Genomic DNA, 13,499 nt, shown 5'->3' with positions numbered 1-13,499 from the left:
CTGCTGTTGGTGCCAGCTGCTTTTGGTGGGTGCCGACCGTTGGTCGGCACATCTGTCAGATATCGAATGAATTCATCCACGCATGGCGTGGATCTACTGGGGCGCGGCTGTTGGTAGGTGTCGACCTTGGTCGACACATCTGTCAGACATCGATATCCGAGCCCGTGCCGACCAACGGTCGGCACCCACCAGAGCAGAACGCCGTTCCGACAGATCGCGGAGAACTGTCGAAGGCGGGGTGGGTCCGGTTGAGGGGGTGTGAGCGGCATGGGCCCGAGGCATGCCTCGGGCGGGTTGGGCAGGACGCCCAACCCTGGTCTTGCCGTGTGCGCAGGACAGCGCACACGAGCAAGCCGCGACCAAGCCTACATGGACGTATTTACGGCGTCCCCCTCAACCGGACCCACCCCGCCAACCCACGGAAAGCCCGCTTCTGAAGTTGACGTTGACGTTGCTCTGGCTTCGGCACGTGCAGGGCGCAGCCCTGCCGAACCCCTACACCGCGCGGTAAGCCCGTTCTGCCGCGCAGAACACATTTCCCGGTGCGAACAACTCCCCCAGGTGATGCAGCGCCTGCCGACGCTGCTGCGGCGGCCGGTAACCGCCCGCCACGCCCATCAGCATCTGCTGGAACGCCACCAGATCCTCCAGGATGCGCACATGCCGATACCACGCGATCCACTGCGCATCGCCCAGGTCATCGCCATACCCCTCGGCAAAACCCTGCGGGCGTTCGCGCCCCCAACGACCGCCCACCGCTGCCCCGACGAACATCAGGTCGCGTTCGCGCGGTGCCAGTGACAGGCCATCCCAGTCGATCAGGTGCAGCGCCCCGTCGTGACCCATCAGCACGTTCCCCGCGTGCAGATCGGTATGGCAGGGATGCAGCAGCGGCTCACGCTCCGCCAGCGCCTGCTGAAGCGCCAGCGCACGCCGGTGCAGCGCGGTGATGCGCACGCGCTGTCGCACCCACACCGCGTGGAAGGCACGTCCCCAGCGATCCTGCGCGGCGGGCAACGTCGCCGGTTCCTGCAGCCATTGCCCTACCGTACCCAGTGCCTCGCAGGACAACGATTGCCGCGGCAGTCCTTCGGCCAGCGCCTCGGGCAGTTGAGCCGTGTGCAGGCGGCGGAGTATTTCACCCAGACGCTGCCACTGCACCGCGCTCAACGGCGCTTCGAATCCGGATTGCCCTTCGATATACGGGAACAGGGTGAACTGCAGGCCCCAGCGCTGCACCGACGCACCACCGGTCATGGCCGGCCACGGCGCCACGATTTCCTCGATGCCCAGCGTCCCGCGCAGCCAGTGCAGACCGTCCCACACCTGCGGCGCTACCTGGTAACTGCGGCACTTCAGCCACCATTGGCTGCCGCGCGCATCGATGCGGAACACGCTCGCGTTGGCGTCGGCACCCACGACGCGCGGGACCACCGCGGTGGCAGTGATGCCGTAGGACTGCTGCAGTACTTCATTGATCTGCTGCGCCGACGCAAAGGACATGGGGTGGTCTTGCCGTGGAATCCGAACTCAGTGTCGCAGATGGCCAAGTCGGTTCGATGGCGATCCCGTCACAACATTGCATCAGTGGACAGCGATGCGCTGCCATGTCGAAGTCGCTGGTGCGTGGGCTCAGCGTGCGTAGAACTCCAGGAACATCGCCACCGCCGAATCGGCGACCTTGCGCCGTTCGACCGGGCCCAGCGGCGGCTGGCCCATGGTGACCTGCGGCCAGAACGCGAAGCCCTTCACCAGGCCCTGCAGCTGGTGGTCGGCGAATTCCGGATCGACCTCGCGCAGGCGACCATCGGCGATGGCGGCGCGGATCCATGCGCTCACGCCGCCTTCCTTCTCGCTCATGCGGCAGACAATCGCCTGCGCACGCTCGGGCGAATGGATGATCTCGGCCATCGCCACGCGGGCCAGATCGATGAAGTTGGCATCGCCCAGCAGGTCCAGCTTCTGCCCGATCAGCTGCAGCAGCTGCACGTCCAGCGGCTGGTCGGCGCGGTACGGCAGCACGACGGCAGCCATGCTGCTTTCCCACAGCTCTTCGAGGATGTGGCCGAACAGCGCTTCCTTGCTGGGGAAATGGTTGTAGACCGTGCGCTTGGACACGCCGGCCGCCGCCGCGATGCGGTCCATGCTGGTCGCCTCGTAGCCGGCACTGCGGAACTCCTCCACGGCCGCGCGCACGATGGCTTCGCGTTTGCGGTCGGTCAGGCGTTGCTGGGCACGGGACATGGCAGGAACCAGGAAACTGAACAGTTGCGCACATTTTACACCGGCCGGTGTACTTTTCTGAAACCGGAAACTACACTGTTCAGTGTACCCAGCGGACGTCCCCGATGAAGCGCCTGCTCCTCATCCTCCTGATCGGAACCCTTGCCGTGACCGCCTATACCTTCTGCAAGTCGTGGTCCCTGCCCCGCTTCCCGGACTCGCCTCAATTCCGCGACGGCAAGTTCCGCAATGTTCTACCAAAGCCCGCCACGGGCCTGCGTGATGGTCTGGAGATCTGGTGGGCCTTCATGTTCAACAAGCCCAAGGGCACCGTGCCCACCCAGCCGATTCCGGTGCAGGCGCTGGATCGCGCCGCACTGGATGCCGCACCGGATCGCACCCTGTTCCGGCTTGGCCACTCCACGATCCTGCTGAAGCTGCGCGGCCAGTACTGGCTGACCGATCCGGTGTTCTCCGAGCGTGCCTCGCCAGTGCAGTGGATGGGCCCGGCACGCTTCCACGCACCGCCGATCAGCATTGAAGACCTGCCGCCGATCGCCGGCGTGATCCTCTCGCACAACCATTACGACCATCTGGACCATGCCGCGGTGATGCAGCTGGCCGGCAAAACCGCGCGCTTCATCGCGCCGCTGGGCGTGGGCGACCAGTTGATCGCCTGGGGTGTGGATGCCGCCAAGGTCGAGCAGCTGGACTGGTGGCAGTCGACCGAGGCCAATGGCCTGCGCCTGACCGCCACGCCGGGCCAGCATTTCTCCGGCCGCGGCCTGGGTGACAGCGATCGCAGCCTGTGGGCCTCGTGGGTGATCCAGGACGGCGACTTCCGCATCTTCTTCAGCGGCGATACCGGCTACTTCGACGGCTTCAAGGCCATCGGCGAGAAGTACGGCCCGTTCGACCTGACCATGATCGAGACCGGCGCCTACGACAAGCGCTGGGCCTTCGTGCACATGCAGCCCGAACAGACCCTGCAGGCGCACCTGGACCTGCGCGGCAAATGGCTGCTGCCGATCCACAACGGCACCTTCGACCTGGCTCTGCACGCATGGCAGCAGCCATTCGAGCGGATCACCGCACTGGCGGCGGCGAAGAACGTGCCCGTGGCCACGCCGATCATGGGCCAGGCGCTGGACATGCAGGCGCCTGTGGCGGGTACGCGCTGGTGGGAACCCTCACGCTGAACCCAGGTAGCGGCCAACCTTGGTTGGCGCTCTCCGTCGACCAAGGTCGACGGCTACTAGAGTCCCCGGGCGTTCACCCTTCCTGGTGGATGCCGAGACCCGCAGCCCCTTCGGCCAGACCCGGCCGCAGCTCCAGCGAGGGAATCAGGTAGTCCCCTGCATTCTGCCGGCGGTACGGAATCACCGCGTCACTGGCCAGGCCATCCAATCGCCTGCCCAGCCCTTCCAGCACGTCCGCCACGTTCTGCTCGCCCACCTTGCTGCTGCGGTAGATCACGTGGGGCGGCAGCACATCGAAACCGGGATAGAACAGGATCCCGTGCTGGATCGGGAACAGCAGATCATCGATTGGACCGTTGATCCCGCGCGCGGCGTAGTGCGACTCCCAGCCACCGGTGGTCACCACCAGCATCGCGCGCTTGCCGGCCATCGCGCCCTCGCCATAGCGGTCGCCCCAGTGGTGGTCCGAATGCTGACCCACCCCATAAGCGAAGCCATAGGCATAGACCCGGTCGACCCAGCCCTTGAGGATGGCCGGCATCGAGAACCACCACAGCGGGAACTGCAGGATGACCGCGTCGGCCCAGCGGAGTTTTTCCTGTTCGGCGGCGATGTCGTCACTCTGGCGGCCCTTGGCATAGGCCTCGCGCGAATCCAGCGAGGCATGGAAGGGGCGCTGCGGATCGCGTCCCGGATGATCATCGCCATCGATCGGCGCCTTCCAGCGCATGGCATACAGGTCTGATACCTGCACGGTATGGCCCGCCGCCTGCAGGCGCTGCACGGCGAAGTCCTTCAGCGTGCCATTGAGCGAGGTGGGTTCGGGATGGGCGTAGACAAGCAGAACGTTCATGGGTCACCACAGTGGGGAATGCCGATGACGATAGGCAGCATCGCGCTATAGTTGAAATGAATTCCCGCAATTGCACCCATTGCCATGGACAATGTCCTGCGTCGCATCGACCTCAACCTGCTGGTGACCCTGCAGGCGCTGCTGGAAGAACAGAACGTGACCCGCGCGGCCGGACGCCTGCATCTGGCCCAGCCCACCGTCAGCATCCAGCTGGCGCGGCTGCGCGACCTGTTTGATGACCCGCTGCTGCTGCCGGGTTCGCGTGGCATGCGCCGCACGGCCCGCGCCGAGGCGCTGCGCGAGCCACTGGCCGACGCACTGGATGCGATCCGGCGCACCGTCGCGCCCGTGCAGGCGTTCGATCCGGCCAGCGCGCAGCAGACCTGGCGGATCATGGCGTCGGACTTCGGTGAATCCACCGTGGTGCTGCCTGCACTCCCAGGCATCCGCGATGCCGCACCGGGCACACGCTTGGCGGTGGTCAGCCTGGCGCCGGCGCAGATGGTGGCGCAGGGCGAGCGTGGTGAAATCGACCTTGCCATCCACATCGCGTCGGAAGCGCCGCCGTCACTGCACCAGCGTCCGCTGTTCCAGGAACGCTATGTTCTCGCTGGACGGCGCGACCATCCGAAATTGAAGCGGCGACCGACGCTGAAGCAGTTCTGCGCGTTGCAGCACGCCATCGTGTCCCCCGACGGCGGCGGCTTCCATGGCAACACGGACAGCGCGCTGGCACATGTCGGTGCACGGCGCGAGGTCGTGCTGTCGGTGCCGCACTTCCTGTTCCTGCGCAGTGCCCTGCTACGCACCGACCTGGTTGCGATGGTGCCTTCGCGCCTGGTGGAGGCTGACCCTGCGTTGAAGGCGGTGGAGGCACCGATCGACGTGCCGGGATTCGAGATGATGCTGTTCTGGCACGAGCGCGTGCATCGCGACCCCGCGCATCGATGGCTGCGGGAGCGTTTGGCAGCCCTGTAGAGGCCAGCCTTGGTTGGCGCTGCCCGTCAACCAGGATCGACCGCTACAAAGATGCCACGTGATCGATGCCAAGGGCAGCGAAGAATGGATCACCGCGCATCTCCTCGATGCGTTTCACCCAGCCGCAGCCTCATGGCATCAGGCCCGCGCGTGCTTGTTGCGCGCATGGATGCGCCAGCACTGCGCGGCGAAGCCGATCACGAACACCACCGCGCAGCCCAGCAACACCTGCAGCACCACCGGCGCCAGCGGCGCGGCGGCAATGGGGTGGCCCACCGGCAAGCGGGTCAACGTCTCGTTGGTGCCCGGCACCAGCGACAGCAGGAAGCTGAAGGACAGCGCGAAGGTCGTCAGGTAAGGCGCCAAGCGGCCGAGAAAGCGCAACCGCCCCGCCAGCAAGCCGCCGAAGGCGACCAGCAGCACGATCACCCCGAACGCATGGCCGGGGTTCAATCCGCCCGTGCTCGACACAGTGAACGAACTCGCCACCGACAGTACCAGACCCAGCAGATAGAGCTTGCCCGAGCGCGTGGCCGGGTCGATCGCGCGATTGCGGATGAAGCCGTACAGGCCGGCCAGGACCGGGATCAGGCTGACGGCGGTGTGGATCGCGCCGAAGGTGGACAGGGGGTGTGCCATGGGAAATCTCCGATGATTACTGAACCTACTAGTAGGTAGGCATTAAAGGGTAAAAAGAAGGCCTGCGCTGCCGCAGGCCCATCACACAAATCTCAGGCCGCCGCGCTGACCCGCGCGATGGCCAGGCGCGCCAGCGCCGCGAACGTGTCCGCATCACCCAGACCGCGCGCGGCGAGCATCGCGCCGTGCACCGATGACATGAACGCCTTGGCTTCGTCCGCGGCCGAACCCTGCAGCCGCAGCTGGCCTGTCGCAGCACCCTTCTCCAGGGTCAGCGCCAGCCAGCCGCTCAGATCCTCGAAATGGCCGCGCACTTCATCGGCAATCTCAGCCGGAATCATCGGCGCCTCCGCCGCCAGCATCGCGCAGATGCAGAACGAGGACGTGCCGCCGGCAATGCAGCTGGACCAGTAGTCCACGTAGGCGTTGAGCTCCTGCAGCGGGTCGCCCAGCTGCCGCTCGAGCAGTGCGAGGCCCTCGCGCGCCTCGGCCCGGTACAGCACCACCACCGTCCGCACAAGATCCGCCTTGCTGGGGAAGTGGTGATGGATGCTGGCCTTGCTGATGTTCACCCGTGCCGAGACGTCGGCGTAGCTGAAGCCGTTGTAGCCGCCGGCTTCCAGCAGCGAACGGGCGTGGGCGAGGATCTCGTGGGCTTTGGGAGAGAGCGGTTCTTTCATGGAGTCACCCTACTAGTTGGTAGGCTGACTGTCAAATCCGCCAGGCATGGCCTGGCGCTATCATCGTGAGGATGGCGCTCGCGCTTCTTTCACTGACACGCCACCCACGCGCCCGCAGGATCGAAGCCCCCATCCCGGGCTTTCAATAGAGGTGTTCTGCAATGGACAAGAATCGTACCGAAGGTGCCAAGAACCAGGTCAAGGGCACGGTGAAGGAAGTGGCCGGCAAGGTCACCGGCAACAAGACGCAGGAACTTGAAGGCAAAGCACAGAAGGGCGTTGGAAAGGTGCAGAGCGCTGCCGGCAAGGCCAAGGATGACGCGCGCCACTGAGTCACTGAAATACCGCCGCGCCCCACACGCGGCATCCGGGTGCCCTCAATCGAGGGCATCTGCAGCTCCGCTACATGCATCGAGAACTCCCCCGCTGTGACTCCACCGACCACGCAACGCATCCTGCTTGTAGAGGATGACACGGCCATCCGCGAACTTACCGAGGATGTCCTTTCCGAGAGTGGCTACAACCTCACTGCGGTTGGCGATGCCGAAGCGGCGGTTGCTGCACTATGCAGCGCCGGGTCATTCGATCTTTTGATCTCGGATATCCGGCTGCCAGGCATGAACGGTTGCGAGCTCGCGCGCCACGCGATGACCCGCAACCCCGCCCTGCGCGTCCTGCTGATGACCGGCTACGCCGGCCAGCTTGCGGGCGACCCGGAGAGCCTGCCCCGCCACATTCCCGTGCTGCGCAAGCCCTTTACGCTGCGGGAGCTTCTGGAGTCGGTGCACGCCACGATCTGAATTCCCCTGCCAGCAACCGGTCCACACGCCGCTCGAGTTCGACGGCGGAGAAGGGTTTGGTCAGAATCTCCATGCCAGCCTCAAGGTGCTCACCGCCCACCGCCGCAAATGCTGCGTAGCCGGTGATGAACAGGACGGGCATCGCCGGTCGCGACTGCCGACCCGCGTCGGCAACCTGGCGTCCATTCAATGCTCCCGTCAGGCCCACATCCGTCACCAGCAGGTCGAACGAATGGTCAGTTGCCAAGAGCGAAAGCGCCTCGCTGCCATTCGCCGCTTCGGTCACGTGATGCCCCTGCGTACTCAGGACATCGCGCACCAGCGCCCGGATCGACGCTTCATCCTCAACCAGCAGCACTGAGCGGCCCGAGAGCATTGGCATGGTTGAGGCATCGGCCACGGGCTCGGTGCAGGTTGCCGGCGCGGAGCTGAATTGCGGCAGATACAGGCTGATCGTGGTGCCCTGCCCCGGCGTGGATTCGACGTCCACCTGCCCGCCCGACTGCCGGGTAAACCCGTAGATCATCGAAAGGCCGAGCCCGGTGCCCTGGCCGATCGGCTTGGTGGTGAAGAACGGTTCGAAGACCTTCTCCAGCACGCTGGCATCCATACCGGTCCCGGTATCACACACGGAAAGGCGCACGTACGTCGCTGCGGGCAATCCAAGCTGCTCACCGCGTGCGCTTGTCACCGCCTCGATGTCCGAGGCGATGACCAGCGTTCCGCCCTCGGGCATGGCGTCGCGGGCGTTGATGCAGAGATTGAGCAAGGCATTCTCCAGCTGCGGCGCATCCACCAGTACGTCATCACCGCCATCCTGCAGTCGCGTTTCAATGTCGATCGAAGGCCCGATGGAACGACTGAGAATGTCCAGCATGCCGCTTACCAGCGTGGAAACGCGCACGGATGATGGCGCCAGGGTCTGCCGCCGCGAAAACGCGAGCAGACGTTGGGTCAGTGCCGCAGCCCGGTCGGCGCCACCTCGGGCCATCTCGAGGTAACGCTGCAGATCCTCCACGCGCCCCTGCCCCACCCGCAGTTCCAGCAGCTCCAGACCCATCGAAACAGCGGTCAGCATGTTGTTGAAATCGTGCGCAATGCCGCCGGTCAACTGGCCCAGCGACTCCATCTTCTGGCCTTGGCGCAGACGCTCCTCCATGGCCATCAGTTCGGCCGTTCGTGCCTGCACCCGCTCTTCCAGGGTCAGGGTCAGCTGTTGCAGCCGCTGCTGTGCAATACGGCGGTCAGTGATGTCAGCCGCCGCTCCGAACCACTCCCGTACCTGCCCGTCTTCATCCAGCAGTGGCACCGCACGCATCTGCAACCAGCGAACCTCGCCGTCGGGCATCAGGCTGCGGTGTTCCACCTCCAGCGCCGAACCGGTCTCGCGTGCCTGTTCGATGGCGGCATCTACGGCGCCGCGGTCGGCAGGATGGATCAACTGATCGCGCCATGACCCGCCGCCCTCGTGAAGGTCCGCGGCGCCCCCCTGTCGATAGATCAGGTTTACCCGCTGCCAATCGGCAGAAATGGCGTACAGCGACTGCGTCGCTGCAGCAACCAGCGCCCCCAGTCGTCGCTCGCTCTGTACCAGCGCTTCGGAGGCGTATCTCTCAGCCGTGCGGTCGCGGAACACCAGCACATAGCCAACGGCCTCACCTTCCTGGCCACGCAGGACCGTCATCGAGCCATGCGCCCAGAACCGTCCCCCATCGCGGCGGCGCAGCCAGCGCTCACCGCTCAGACCTCCACTCACCAGCGCCTGCTGCATGGTGTAGCGAAAGCGGCCGGCCAGACGGTCGTCGTCGAGGTAAAGCACCTCTCCATGTCGGCCCAGCACTTCAGACTCATGCCAACCGAGTATCTCCTCCGCGCCGCGGTTCCACAGCGTCACCATACCGTCCATGTCGAAGGCGATGATCGCGTAGTCACGGGCACTGTCCATGATCTGCCGGTGCCGCGCCTCGGTCAGCGAAAGGTGCCGCTCAAGCGCCACCTGCGGCGTCAGGTCCAGGCCCTGCACGAAGATGCCGTTGACCTGCCCCGCCTCGTCCTTGCACGGCTGGAACACCACGTCGACGATATGGCGCGGATCGCTGCCGACCCGCGCGATGCCGCTGTCGTAGGCCACCTTGCGCCCAATGTACGGCTCACCTGTGCGGTAGACCTTATCCAGCAGATGCAGATAGCCCTGGTCCAGCACCTCCGGCAGCGCCTCGACAATGGGGCGGCCGATCACCTCGCGGTGCCCGATCAGGCTCGTATAGCCAGGATTGACCAGCTCGATACGGTGCTCCGGCCCCGTCAGGAACGCCATGAACAGCGGAGATTTCTCGAACAGCGCGATCAGCCGCTCGTTCTCGCGCGCCAGCCGATCCTGCGCTACCACCATGCCGGTCACTTCCTTGGTTACGCAGAAGGCGCCCGCGACCTGTCCGTCTTCCCCGTACAGCGGGGAAATCGAGAACGTCCACCACGTATCTTCGGGCGCGCCATAGCGGTTCATCGCCACCGGCACATTCTCGAAGCGCGACCCCTGCCCGGCAAAGGCCTGCTCGATCGGCTCGCGTACCGCAGGCCACGCATCCGCCCACAGGCTGCGCAGCGGTGCGCCCATCGCATGGTCCAGGCGCGGTCCCAGGATCGGTGCATAGGCATCGTTGAACAGGAAAACCAGCTCGTCGCCCCATACCAGGTACATGCTTTCCGGAGAATTGAGCATCAGTTCCACCGCACAGCGCAGCGCTGCGGGCCACTGCGCCGCAGGCCCAAGCGAGGTGGAGGACCAGTCGTGATGACGGACGCGATCCGCCGCAGCACCTGCAGCGCGGGGAAAAACAGGGACAAGGGGTTGCACTTCAGTTCCTGGTCAATAGCGGGAGTCGCAGCACCCCAGGGGCATCCCGCCCGCTGCAGAAAGTGAGACTGTCGACACCAATCTACGGCATATGGCCCGATGTCGTCGTCAAGACAGATTGCGGGCCAAGCTCGCCCACATAAGGCGTGAGCAAACCCTCACGCCTGGCCGCTACCGCCTCCGTATAGTGACGCGCGTCACACACGGAGTGGCCAGCCCTGGCATGGAGCTGCTTGTCTCGCTGCTGCGCCCGCACTTCCCTGCCTTGGGTGGTGCAGCAGCGTGAGCTAGATTGAGCGCGGCGTCAGGCGGCCTCGCGCCGCCCCAGCGAACCCATCGTGAAGATATAGCCCGCCTCCAGCAGGAAGCCACGCATCCGCTGCTCGGCCGTCCGGGGGCAGGTGATCAGCTCCGGGCCATACAGGGCATAGACCCAGTGGTCTTCGCCCAGCTGCTCGCGGCGCACACCCGAACGCGGCGATTGGCAAGCCCAGGTCCACGCCTCGCGCAACCGTTGCGGGCCGATCGATTGCCCATTGCGCAGCCGGAAACTCAGCCAGCGCACCATACCGCCATTCGATTCTTCCATGCCTCCCCCCTTTGTGAGCAGCCACCGTAACGGCTTACCCCGTCATGCCGGAGTGATCACGCTCACGCGTGGGGCCGCTCCCAGAAATCCACCAGTGCACCCAGTCCCGGTACCGCACGGCGATCGTCGCGCACGGCAGGAAACTGCCGCTTCCATTTGCCTGCGGCGATGGCATGCAGGGCCGAAACGTCCACGCTGCGGCAGACCATCGACCAGTTGCAGAAATAGCGCTCGTTCACCGCTTCATCAAACAGCACCCCCACACGCTCATGTCGGGTATCCCGCTCGATGCGGCCGAAAACCTCGTCGATAGCCACGCGCGGCCCTTCCAGATACTGGAAGAACCGATGCCCATCGAACAGCAGCACGCCGGTCACCGACAGCGCCTGGTTGCGGGCCATGGCGGTGATGAGCAGTTCGTCTATCGAATCGGCAGCCAGAGGGCACGACGCGGTGCTCTGGTAGGCCAGCGCGCGCAAAGGCAGGGCGGACATGTGTACTTCCGGAAGTGAGGGTGACGCGGCGCAGCGCGTCACGGCGAAGGAGCAGACGTGTGCGACACGTTAGCCAGCCGCCCGTGCGGATCGTGTGACTATCAGCCGACATCTGCGTCCGGTCAGTCCTCAATGCGACGACACATACACCGCATCCACCGCTGCTGGCGGCAATGCGAAGCTGCGCCGCATCCGCGCCACCTCGGCCGCCGGCGGCAGCGCGAACAGGCGCTTGAACTCACGATTGAACTGCGACGCGCTGGCGTAGCCCACTCCCAGCGCCGCCGCCTCGGCCGTCATGCCCTGGCGCAGCATCAGCAACCGCGCCTGGTGCAGCCGGGTCGACTTCACGTATTGCATCGGCGAGGTACCGGTAATGGCACGGAAGTGATCGTGGAAGGTCGGCACGCTCATCTCCGCCTCCGCCGCCAGCGCGTCCACATCCAGCGCCGTCGCGTAGGCCGCATGGATATGCCGCAGCACCTTGCCGATGCGGCCGAAGCGCCCGCGCATCGCCAGTGCTGCGCGCATCGCGCCGCCCTGTGCACCGGTCAACACGCGGAAATACAGCTCGCGCACCAGCGCCGGGCCAAGCACCGCCGCCTCCAGCGGATCGCCCAGCGCCTCCAGCAGACGCAGCACGGTGGCCTGCATCGCCGCCTCCATCGGGCTGGCCATCATGCTCTGCGCCGGTGCAGGCACAGCATCAGCGTGCGCCTCCAGCTCCAGCATCAGGTCCGCGGCCAGCTGCAGGTCCAGCTGCAGGTAGATCGCCAGCAGCGGCGCGTCGGCGCTCGCCTCGGTTTCCATGGTAAACGGCACCGGCACCGACACCGCCAGGTAGTGCTGCGCGTCGTACTGGTAGACCTTCGCGCCCATGTAGCCGCGCTTCACGCCTTGGCAGACGATCACGATGCCTGGGTCATACAGCACCGGCGTCCGTGCCAGCGGCCGGTCCGAGCGCAGCAGGCGCACGCCCGGCAGGGCCGTCAGCGTGTAGCCCTCCTGCGTGGCCAGCGCATGCAGCAGGCCGACCATGCGCGCCTGCATCGACGGTTCAACAGCGGGCACGGGACCCTCATAGGAATAGGCAAGAATACCCGAATCCTGGGCCTTGGCCGTCTTCCAGGCAAGCACTAACGTGCAAGTCCCGCAACCGAGACCCGGAACCATGGCGACCTCCCGACTCTTCCTCATCACCGGCGTCAGCAGCGGCTTCGGCCGTGCCCTGGCCCAGCAGGCCCTGCAGGCCGGCCATCGCGTGGTCGGCACCGTGCGCAGCGAAACGGCCCGCCACGACTTCGAAGCCCTCGCACCCGGCAAGGCCTTCGCGCGCCTCTTGGACGTCACCGATGCCGACGCCATCGATGCCCTCGTCCGCCATATCGAAACCGACATCGGCGCCATCGACGTACTGGTCAACAACGCTGGCTACGGTCACGAAGGCGTCCTCGAGGAATCCTCGCTCGCTGATCTGCGCCAGCAGTTCGAGGTGAACGTGTTCGGCCCGGCCGCCCTCATCAAGGCCGTACTCCCGCACATGCGCGCGCGCCGCCGCGGGCACATCCTCAACATCACTTCCATGGGCGGCTTCATCACGATGCCGGGCATCGCCTGGTACTGCGGCAGCAAGTTCGCGCTGGAAGGCATCAGCGAAGTACTGGCCAAGGAAGTGGCCGGCTTCGGCATCCACGTCACTGCCGTCGCGCCCGGTTCGTTCCGCACCGATTGGGCCGGGCGCTCGATGGTGCGTTCGCCACGTGCGATCGAGGATTACGACGCCCTCTTCGACCCCATCCGCAGCGCGCGCGAGGCCAAGAGCGGGCAGCAGCTGGGCGATCCCATGAAGGCTGCGCAGGCCATGCTGCAGCTGATCGACAGCCCCACCCCGCCCACCCACCTGCTGCTGGGCAGTGATGCGGTGCAGCTGGTGCGCGGCAAGCTGCAGGATCTGGCCGCCGGTATCGAGGCGTGGGAAACACTGAGCCGTTCCACCGACGGGTGAGCTGGCCTGGGCGCTGCGCTCGCCGGGCTTGGCCCGGCGCTACCGGGGCATGAACCTGTTGGTCGGTGCCAAGTATGGGTGGGTGCCGACCGTTGGTCGGCATGCTGCCGGGTTCGTGAACCGCGTGAAGGCCACGCGCACGGTTCGCCCTCCCCCCGGTTGTAGCCTGAGCGCCTACCAGC

The 13,499-nt window shown here is 65.8% G+C and carries 14 protein-coding genes; 5 read left to right on the top strand and 9 right to left on the bottom strand.

All coding sequences use genetic code 11. The annotated features are described in order from the left end of the window. Window positions 1-495 precede the first annotated feature (495 nt). Together NQ204_RS10330 and NQ204_RS10325 are read right to left on the bottom strand one after the other, a co-directional pair. Window positions 496-1,503: an aminoglycoside phosphotransferase family protein gene (locus NQ204_RS10330; protein ID WP_256643817.1), complete on the bottom strand. Its 1,008-nt coding sequence runs from the start codon at window positions 1,501-1,503 to the stop codon at window positions 496-498. Window positions 1,504-1,632: 129 nt separating this feature from the next. Next, window positions 1,633-2,244 carry a TetR/AcrR family transcriptional regulator gene (locus NQ204_RS10325; RefSeq protein ID WP_256643816.1) on the bottom strand — a complete coding sequence of 204 codons (612 nt, stop codon included), beginning with the start codon at window positions 2,242-2,244 and terminating at the stop codon, window positions 1,633-1,635. Between the two features lie 104 nt (window positions 2,245-2,348). Between NQ204_RS10325 and NQ204_RS10320 the strand changes: the two genes are divergently transcribed. Further along, a complete protein-coding gene (locus tag NQ204_RS10320) occupies window positions 2,349-3,422 on the top strand; it encodes an MBL fold metallo-hydrolase (RefSeq protein WP_256643815.1) in 1,074 nt (357 codons plus the stop codon). A 73-nt stretch (window positions 3,423-3,495) separates the two neighbouring features. On the opposite strand, the gene NQ204_RS10315 is transcribed toward NQ204_RS10320, so the two are convergent. Continuing rightward, window positions 3,496-4,275: an NAD(P)H-dependent oxidoreductase gene (locus tag NQ204_RS10315; protein ID WP_256643814.1), complete on the bottom strand. Its 780-nt coding sequence runs from the start codon at window positions 4,273-4,275 to the stop codon at window positions 3,496-3,498. Between the two features lie 84 nt (window positions 4,276-4,359). Between NQ204_RS10315 and NQ204_RS10310 the strand changes: the two genes are divergently transcribed. Then, window positions 4,360-5,253, top strand: coding sequence for a LysR substrate-binding domain-containing protein (locus tag NQ204_RS10310; protein ID WP_256643813.1), 894 nt, complete (start codon window positions 4,360-4,362; stop codon window positions 5,251-5,253). 138 nt (window positions 5,254-5,391) lie between these two features. Here NQ204_RS10310 and NQ204_RS10305 read toward each other — a convergent pair whose 3' ends face one another. Both NQ204_RS10305 and NQ204_RS10300 read right to left on the bottom strand, forming a co-directional pair. Next, window positions 5,392-5,892 carry a hypothetical protein gene (locus NQ204_RS10305; RefSeq protein ID WP_116863267.1) on the bottom strand — a complete coding sequence of 167 codons (501 nt, stop codon included), beginning with the start codon at window positions 5,890-5,892 and terminating at the stop codon, window positions 5,392-5,394. A gap of 92 nt (window positions 5,893-5,984) precedes the next feature. Continuing rightward, a complete protein-coding gene (locus NQ204_RS10300; protein ID WP_256643812.1) occupies window positions 5,985-6,572 on the bottom strand; it encodes a TetR/AcrR family transcriptional regulator in 588 nt (195 codons plus the stop codon). A 161-nt stretch (window positions 6,573-6,733) separates the two neighbouring features. On the opposite strand from NQ204_RS10300, the gene NQ204_RS10295 reads away from it, so the two are divergent. Next, window positions 6,734-6,904, top strand: coding sequence for a CsbD family protein (locus tag NQ204_RS10295; protein WP_116863265.1), 171 nt, complete (start codon window positions 6,734-6,736; stop codon window positions 6,902-6,904). Between the two features lie 123 nt (window positions 6,905-7,027). Next, window positions 7,028-7,372, top strand: coding sequence for a response regulator (locus NQ204_RS10290; protein WP_256643829.1), 345 nt, complete (start codon window positions 7,028-7,030; stop codon window positions 7,370-7,372). On the opposite strand, the gene NQ204_RS10285 is transcribed toward NQ204_RS10290, so the two are convergent. The 4 genes from NQ204_RS10285 to NQ204_RS10270 all read right to left on the bottom strand — a co-directional run bounded on the left by NQ204_RS10285 (window position 7,329) and on the right by NQ204_RS10270 (window position 12,383). Further along, entirely contained in the window at window positions 7,329-10,094 is a 2,766-nt protein-coding gene (locus NQ204_RS10285; protein ID WP_256643811.1) for a hybrid sensor histidine kinase/response regulator, read from the bottom strand. The two genes, NQ204_RS10290 and NQ204_RS10285, sit on opposite strands and share 44 nt — an antisense overlap. Window positions 10,095-10,533: 439 nt before the next feature. Further along, window positions 10,534-10,818, bottom strand: coding sequence for a hypothetical protein (locus tag NQ204_RS10280; RefSeq protein ID WP_256643810.1), 285 nt, complete (start codon window positions 10,816-10,818; stop codon window positions 10,534-10,536). A 62-nt stretch (window positions 10,819-10,880) separates the two neighbouring features. Beyond that, the gene (locus NQ204_RS10275; RefSeq protein WP_116863262.1) at window positions 10,881-11,312 is read right to left on the bottom strand and encodes a BLUF domain-containing protein; all 432 of its coding nucleotides are present in this window, start codon (window positions 11,310-11,312) and stop codon (window positions 10,881-10,883) included. Between the two features lie 129 nt (window positions 11,313-11,441). After that, window positions 11,442-12,383 carry an AraC family transcriptional regulator gene (locus NQ204_RS10270; RefSeq protein WP_243402677.1) on the bottom strand — a complete coding sequence of 314 codons (942 nt, stop codon included), beginning with the start codon at window positions 12,381-12,383 and terminating at the stop codon, window positions 11,442-11,444. A gap of 100 nt (window positions 12,384-12,483) precedes the next feature. Here NQ204_RS10270 and NQ204_RS10265 point away from each other — a divergent pair, with 100 nt between their 5' ends. Further along, window positions 12,484-13,317 (top strand): oxidoreductase, encoded by an 834-nt coding sequence (locus tag NQ204_RS10265; protein WP_256643809.1) that lies wholly within the window; start codon window positions 12,484-12,486, stop codon window positions 13,315-13,317. Window positions 13,318-13,499 lie beyond the last annotated feature (182 nt).

The organism is Stenotrophomonas testudinis (assembly GCF_024499815.1).
Classification (GTDB): Bacteria; Pseudomonadota; Gammaproteobacteria; order Xanthomonadales; family Xanthomonadaceae; genus Stenotrophomonas.
This window is presented reverse-complemented; position numbering and strand designations above follow the sequence as displayed.

Coding starts and splice junctions, on each gene's coding strand:
- NQ204_RS10310 (WP_256643813.1), top strand. CDS start 4,360: ATGGACAATGTCCTGCGTCGCATCGACCTCAACCTGCTGGTGACCCTG.
- NQ204_RS10265 (WP_256643809.1), top strand. CDS start 12,484: ATGGCGACCTCCCGACTCTTCCTCATCACCGGCGTCAGCAGCGGCTTC.
- NQ204_RS10325 (WP_256643816.1), bottom strand. CDS start 2,244: ATGTCCCGTGCCCAGCAACGCCTGACCGACCGCAAACGCGAAGCCATC.
- NQ204_RS10280 (WP_256643810.1), bottom strand. CDS start 10,818: ATGGAAGAATCGAATGGCGGTATGGTGCGCTGGCTGAGTTTCCGGCTG.
- NQ204_RS10300 (WP_256643812.1), bottom strand. CDS start 6,572: ATGAAAGAACCGCTCTCTCCCAAAGCCCACGAGATCCTCGCCCACGCC.
- NQ204_RS10275 (WP_116863262.1), bottom strand. CDS start 11,312: ATGTCCGCCCTGCCTTTGCGCGCGCTGGCCTACCAGAGCACCGCGTCG.
- NQ204_RS10285 (WP_256643811.1), bottom strand. CDS start 10,094: ATGCTCAATTCTCCGGAAAGCATGTACCTGGTATGGGGCGACGAGCTG.
- NQ204_RS10315 (WP_256643814.1), bottom strand. CDS start 4,275: ATGAACGTTCTGCTTGTCTACGCCCATCCCGAACCCACCTCGCTCAAT.
- NQ204_RS10320 (WP_256643815.1), top strand. CDS start 2,349: ATGAAGCGCCTGCTCCTCATCCTCCTGATCGGAACCCTTGCCGTGACC.
- NQ204_RS10305 (WP_116863267.1), bottom strand. CDS start 5,892: ATGGCACACCCCCTGTCCACCTTCGGCGCGATCCACACCGCCGTCAGC.
- NQ204_RS10330 (WP_256643817.1), bottom strand. CDS start 1,503: ATGTCCTTTGCGTCGGCGCAGCAGATCAATGAAGTACTGCAGCAGTCC.
- NQ204_RS10295 (WP_116863265.1), top strand. CDS start 6,734: ATGGACAAGAATCGTACCGAAGGTGCCAAGAACCAGGTCAAGGGCACG.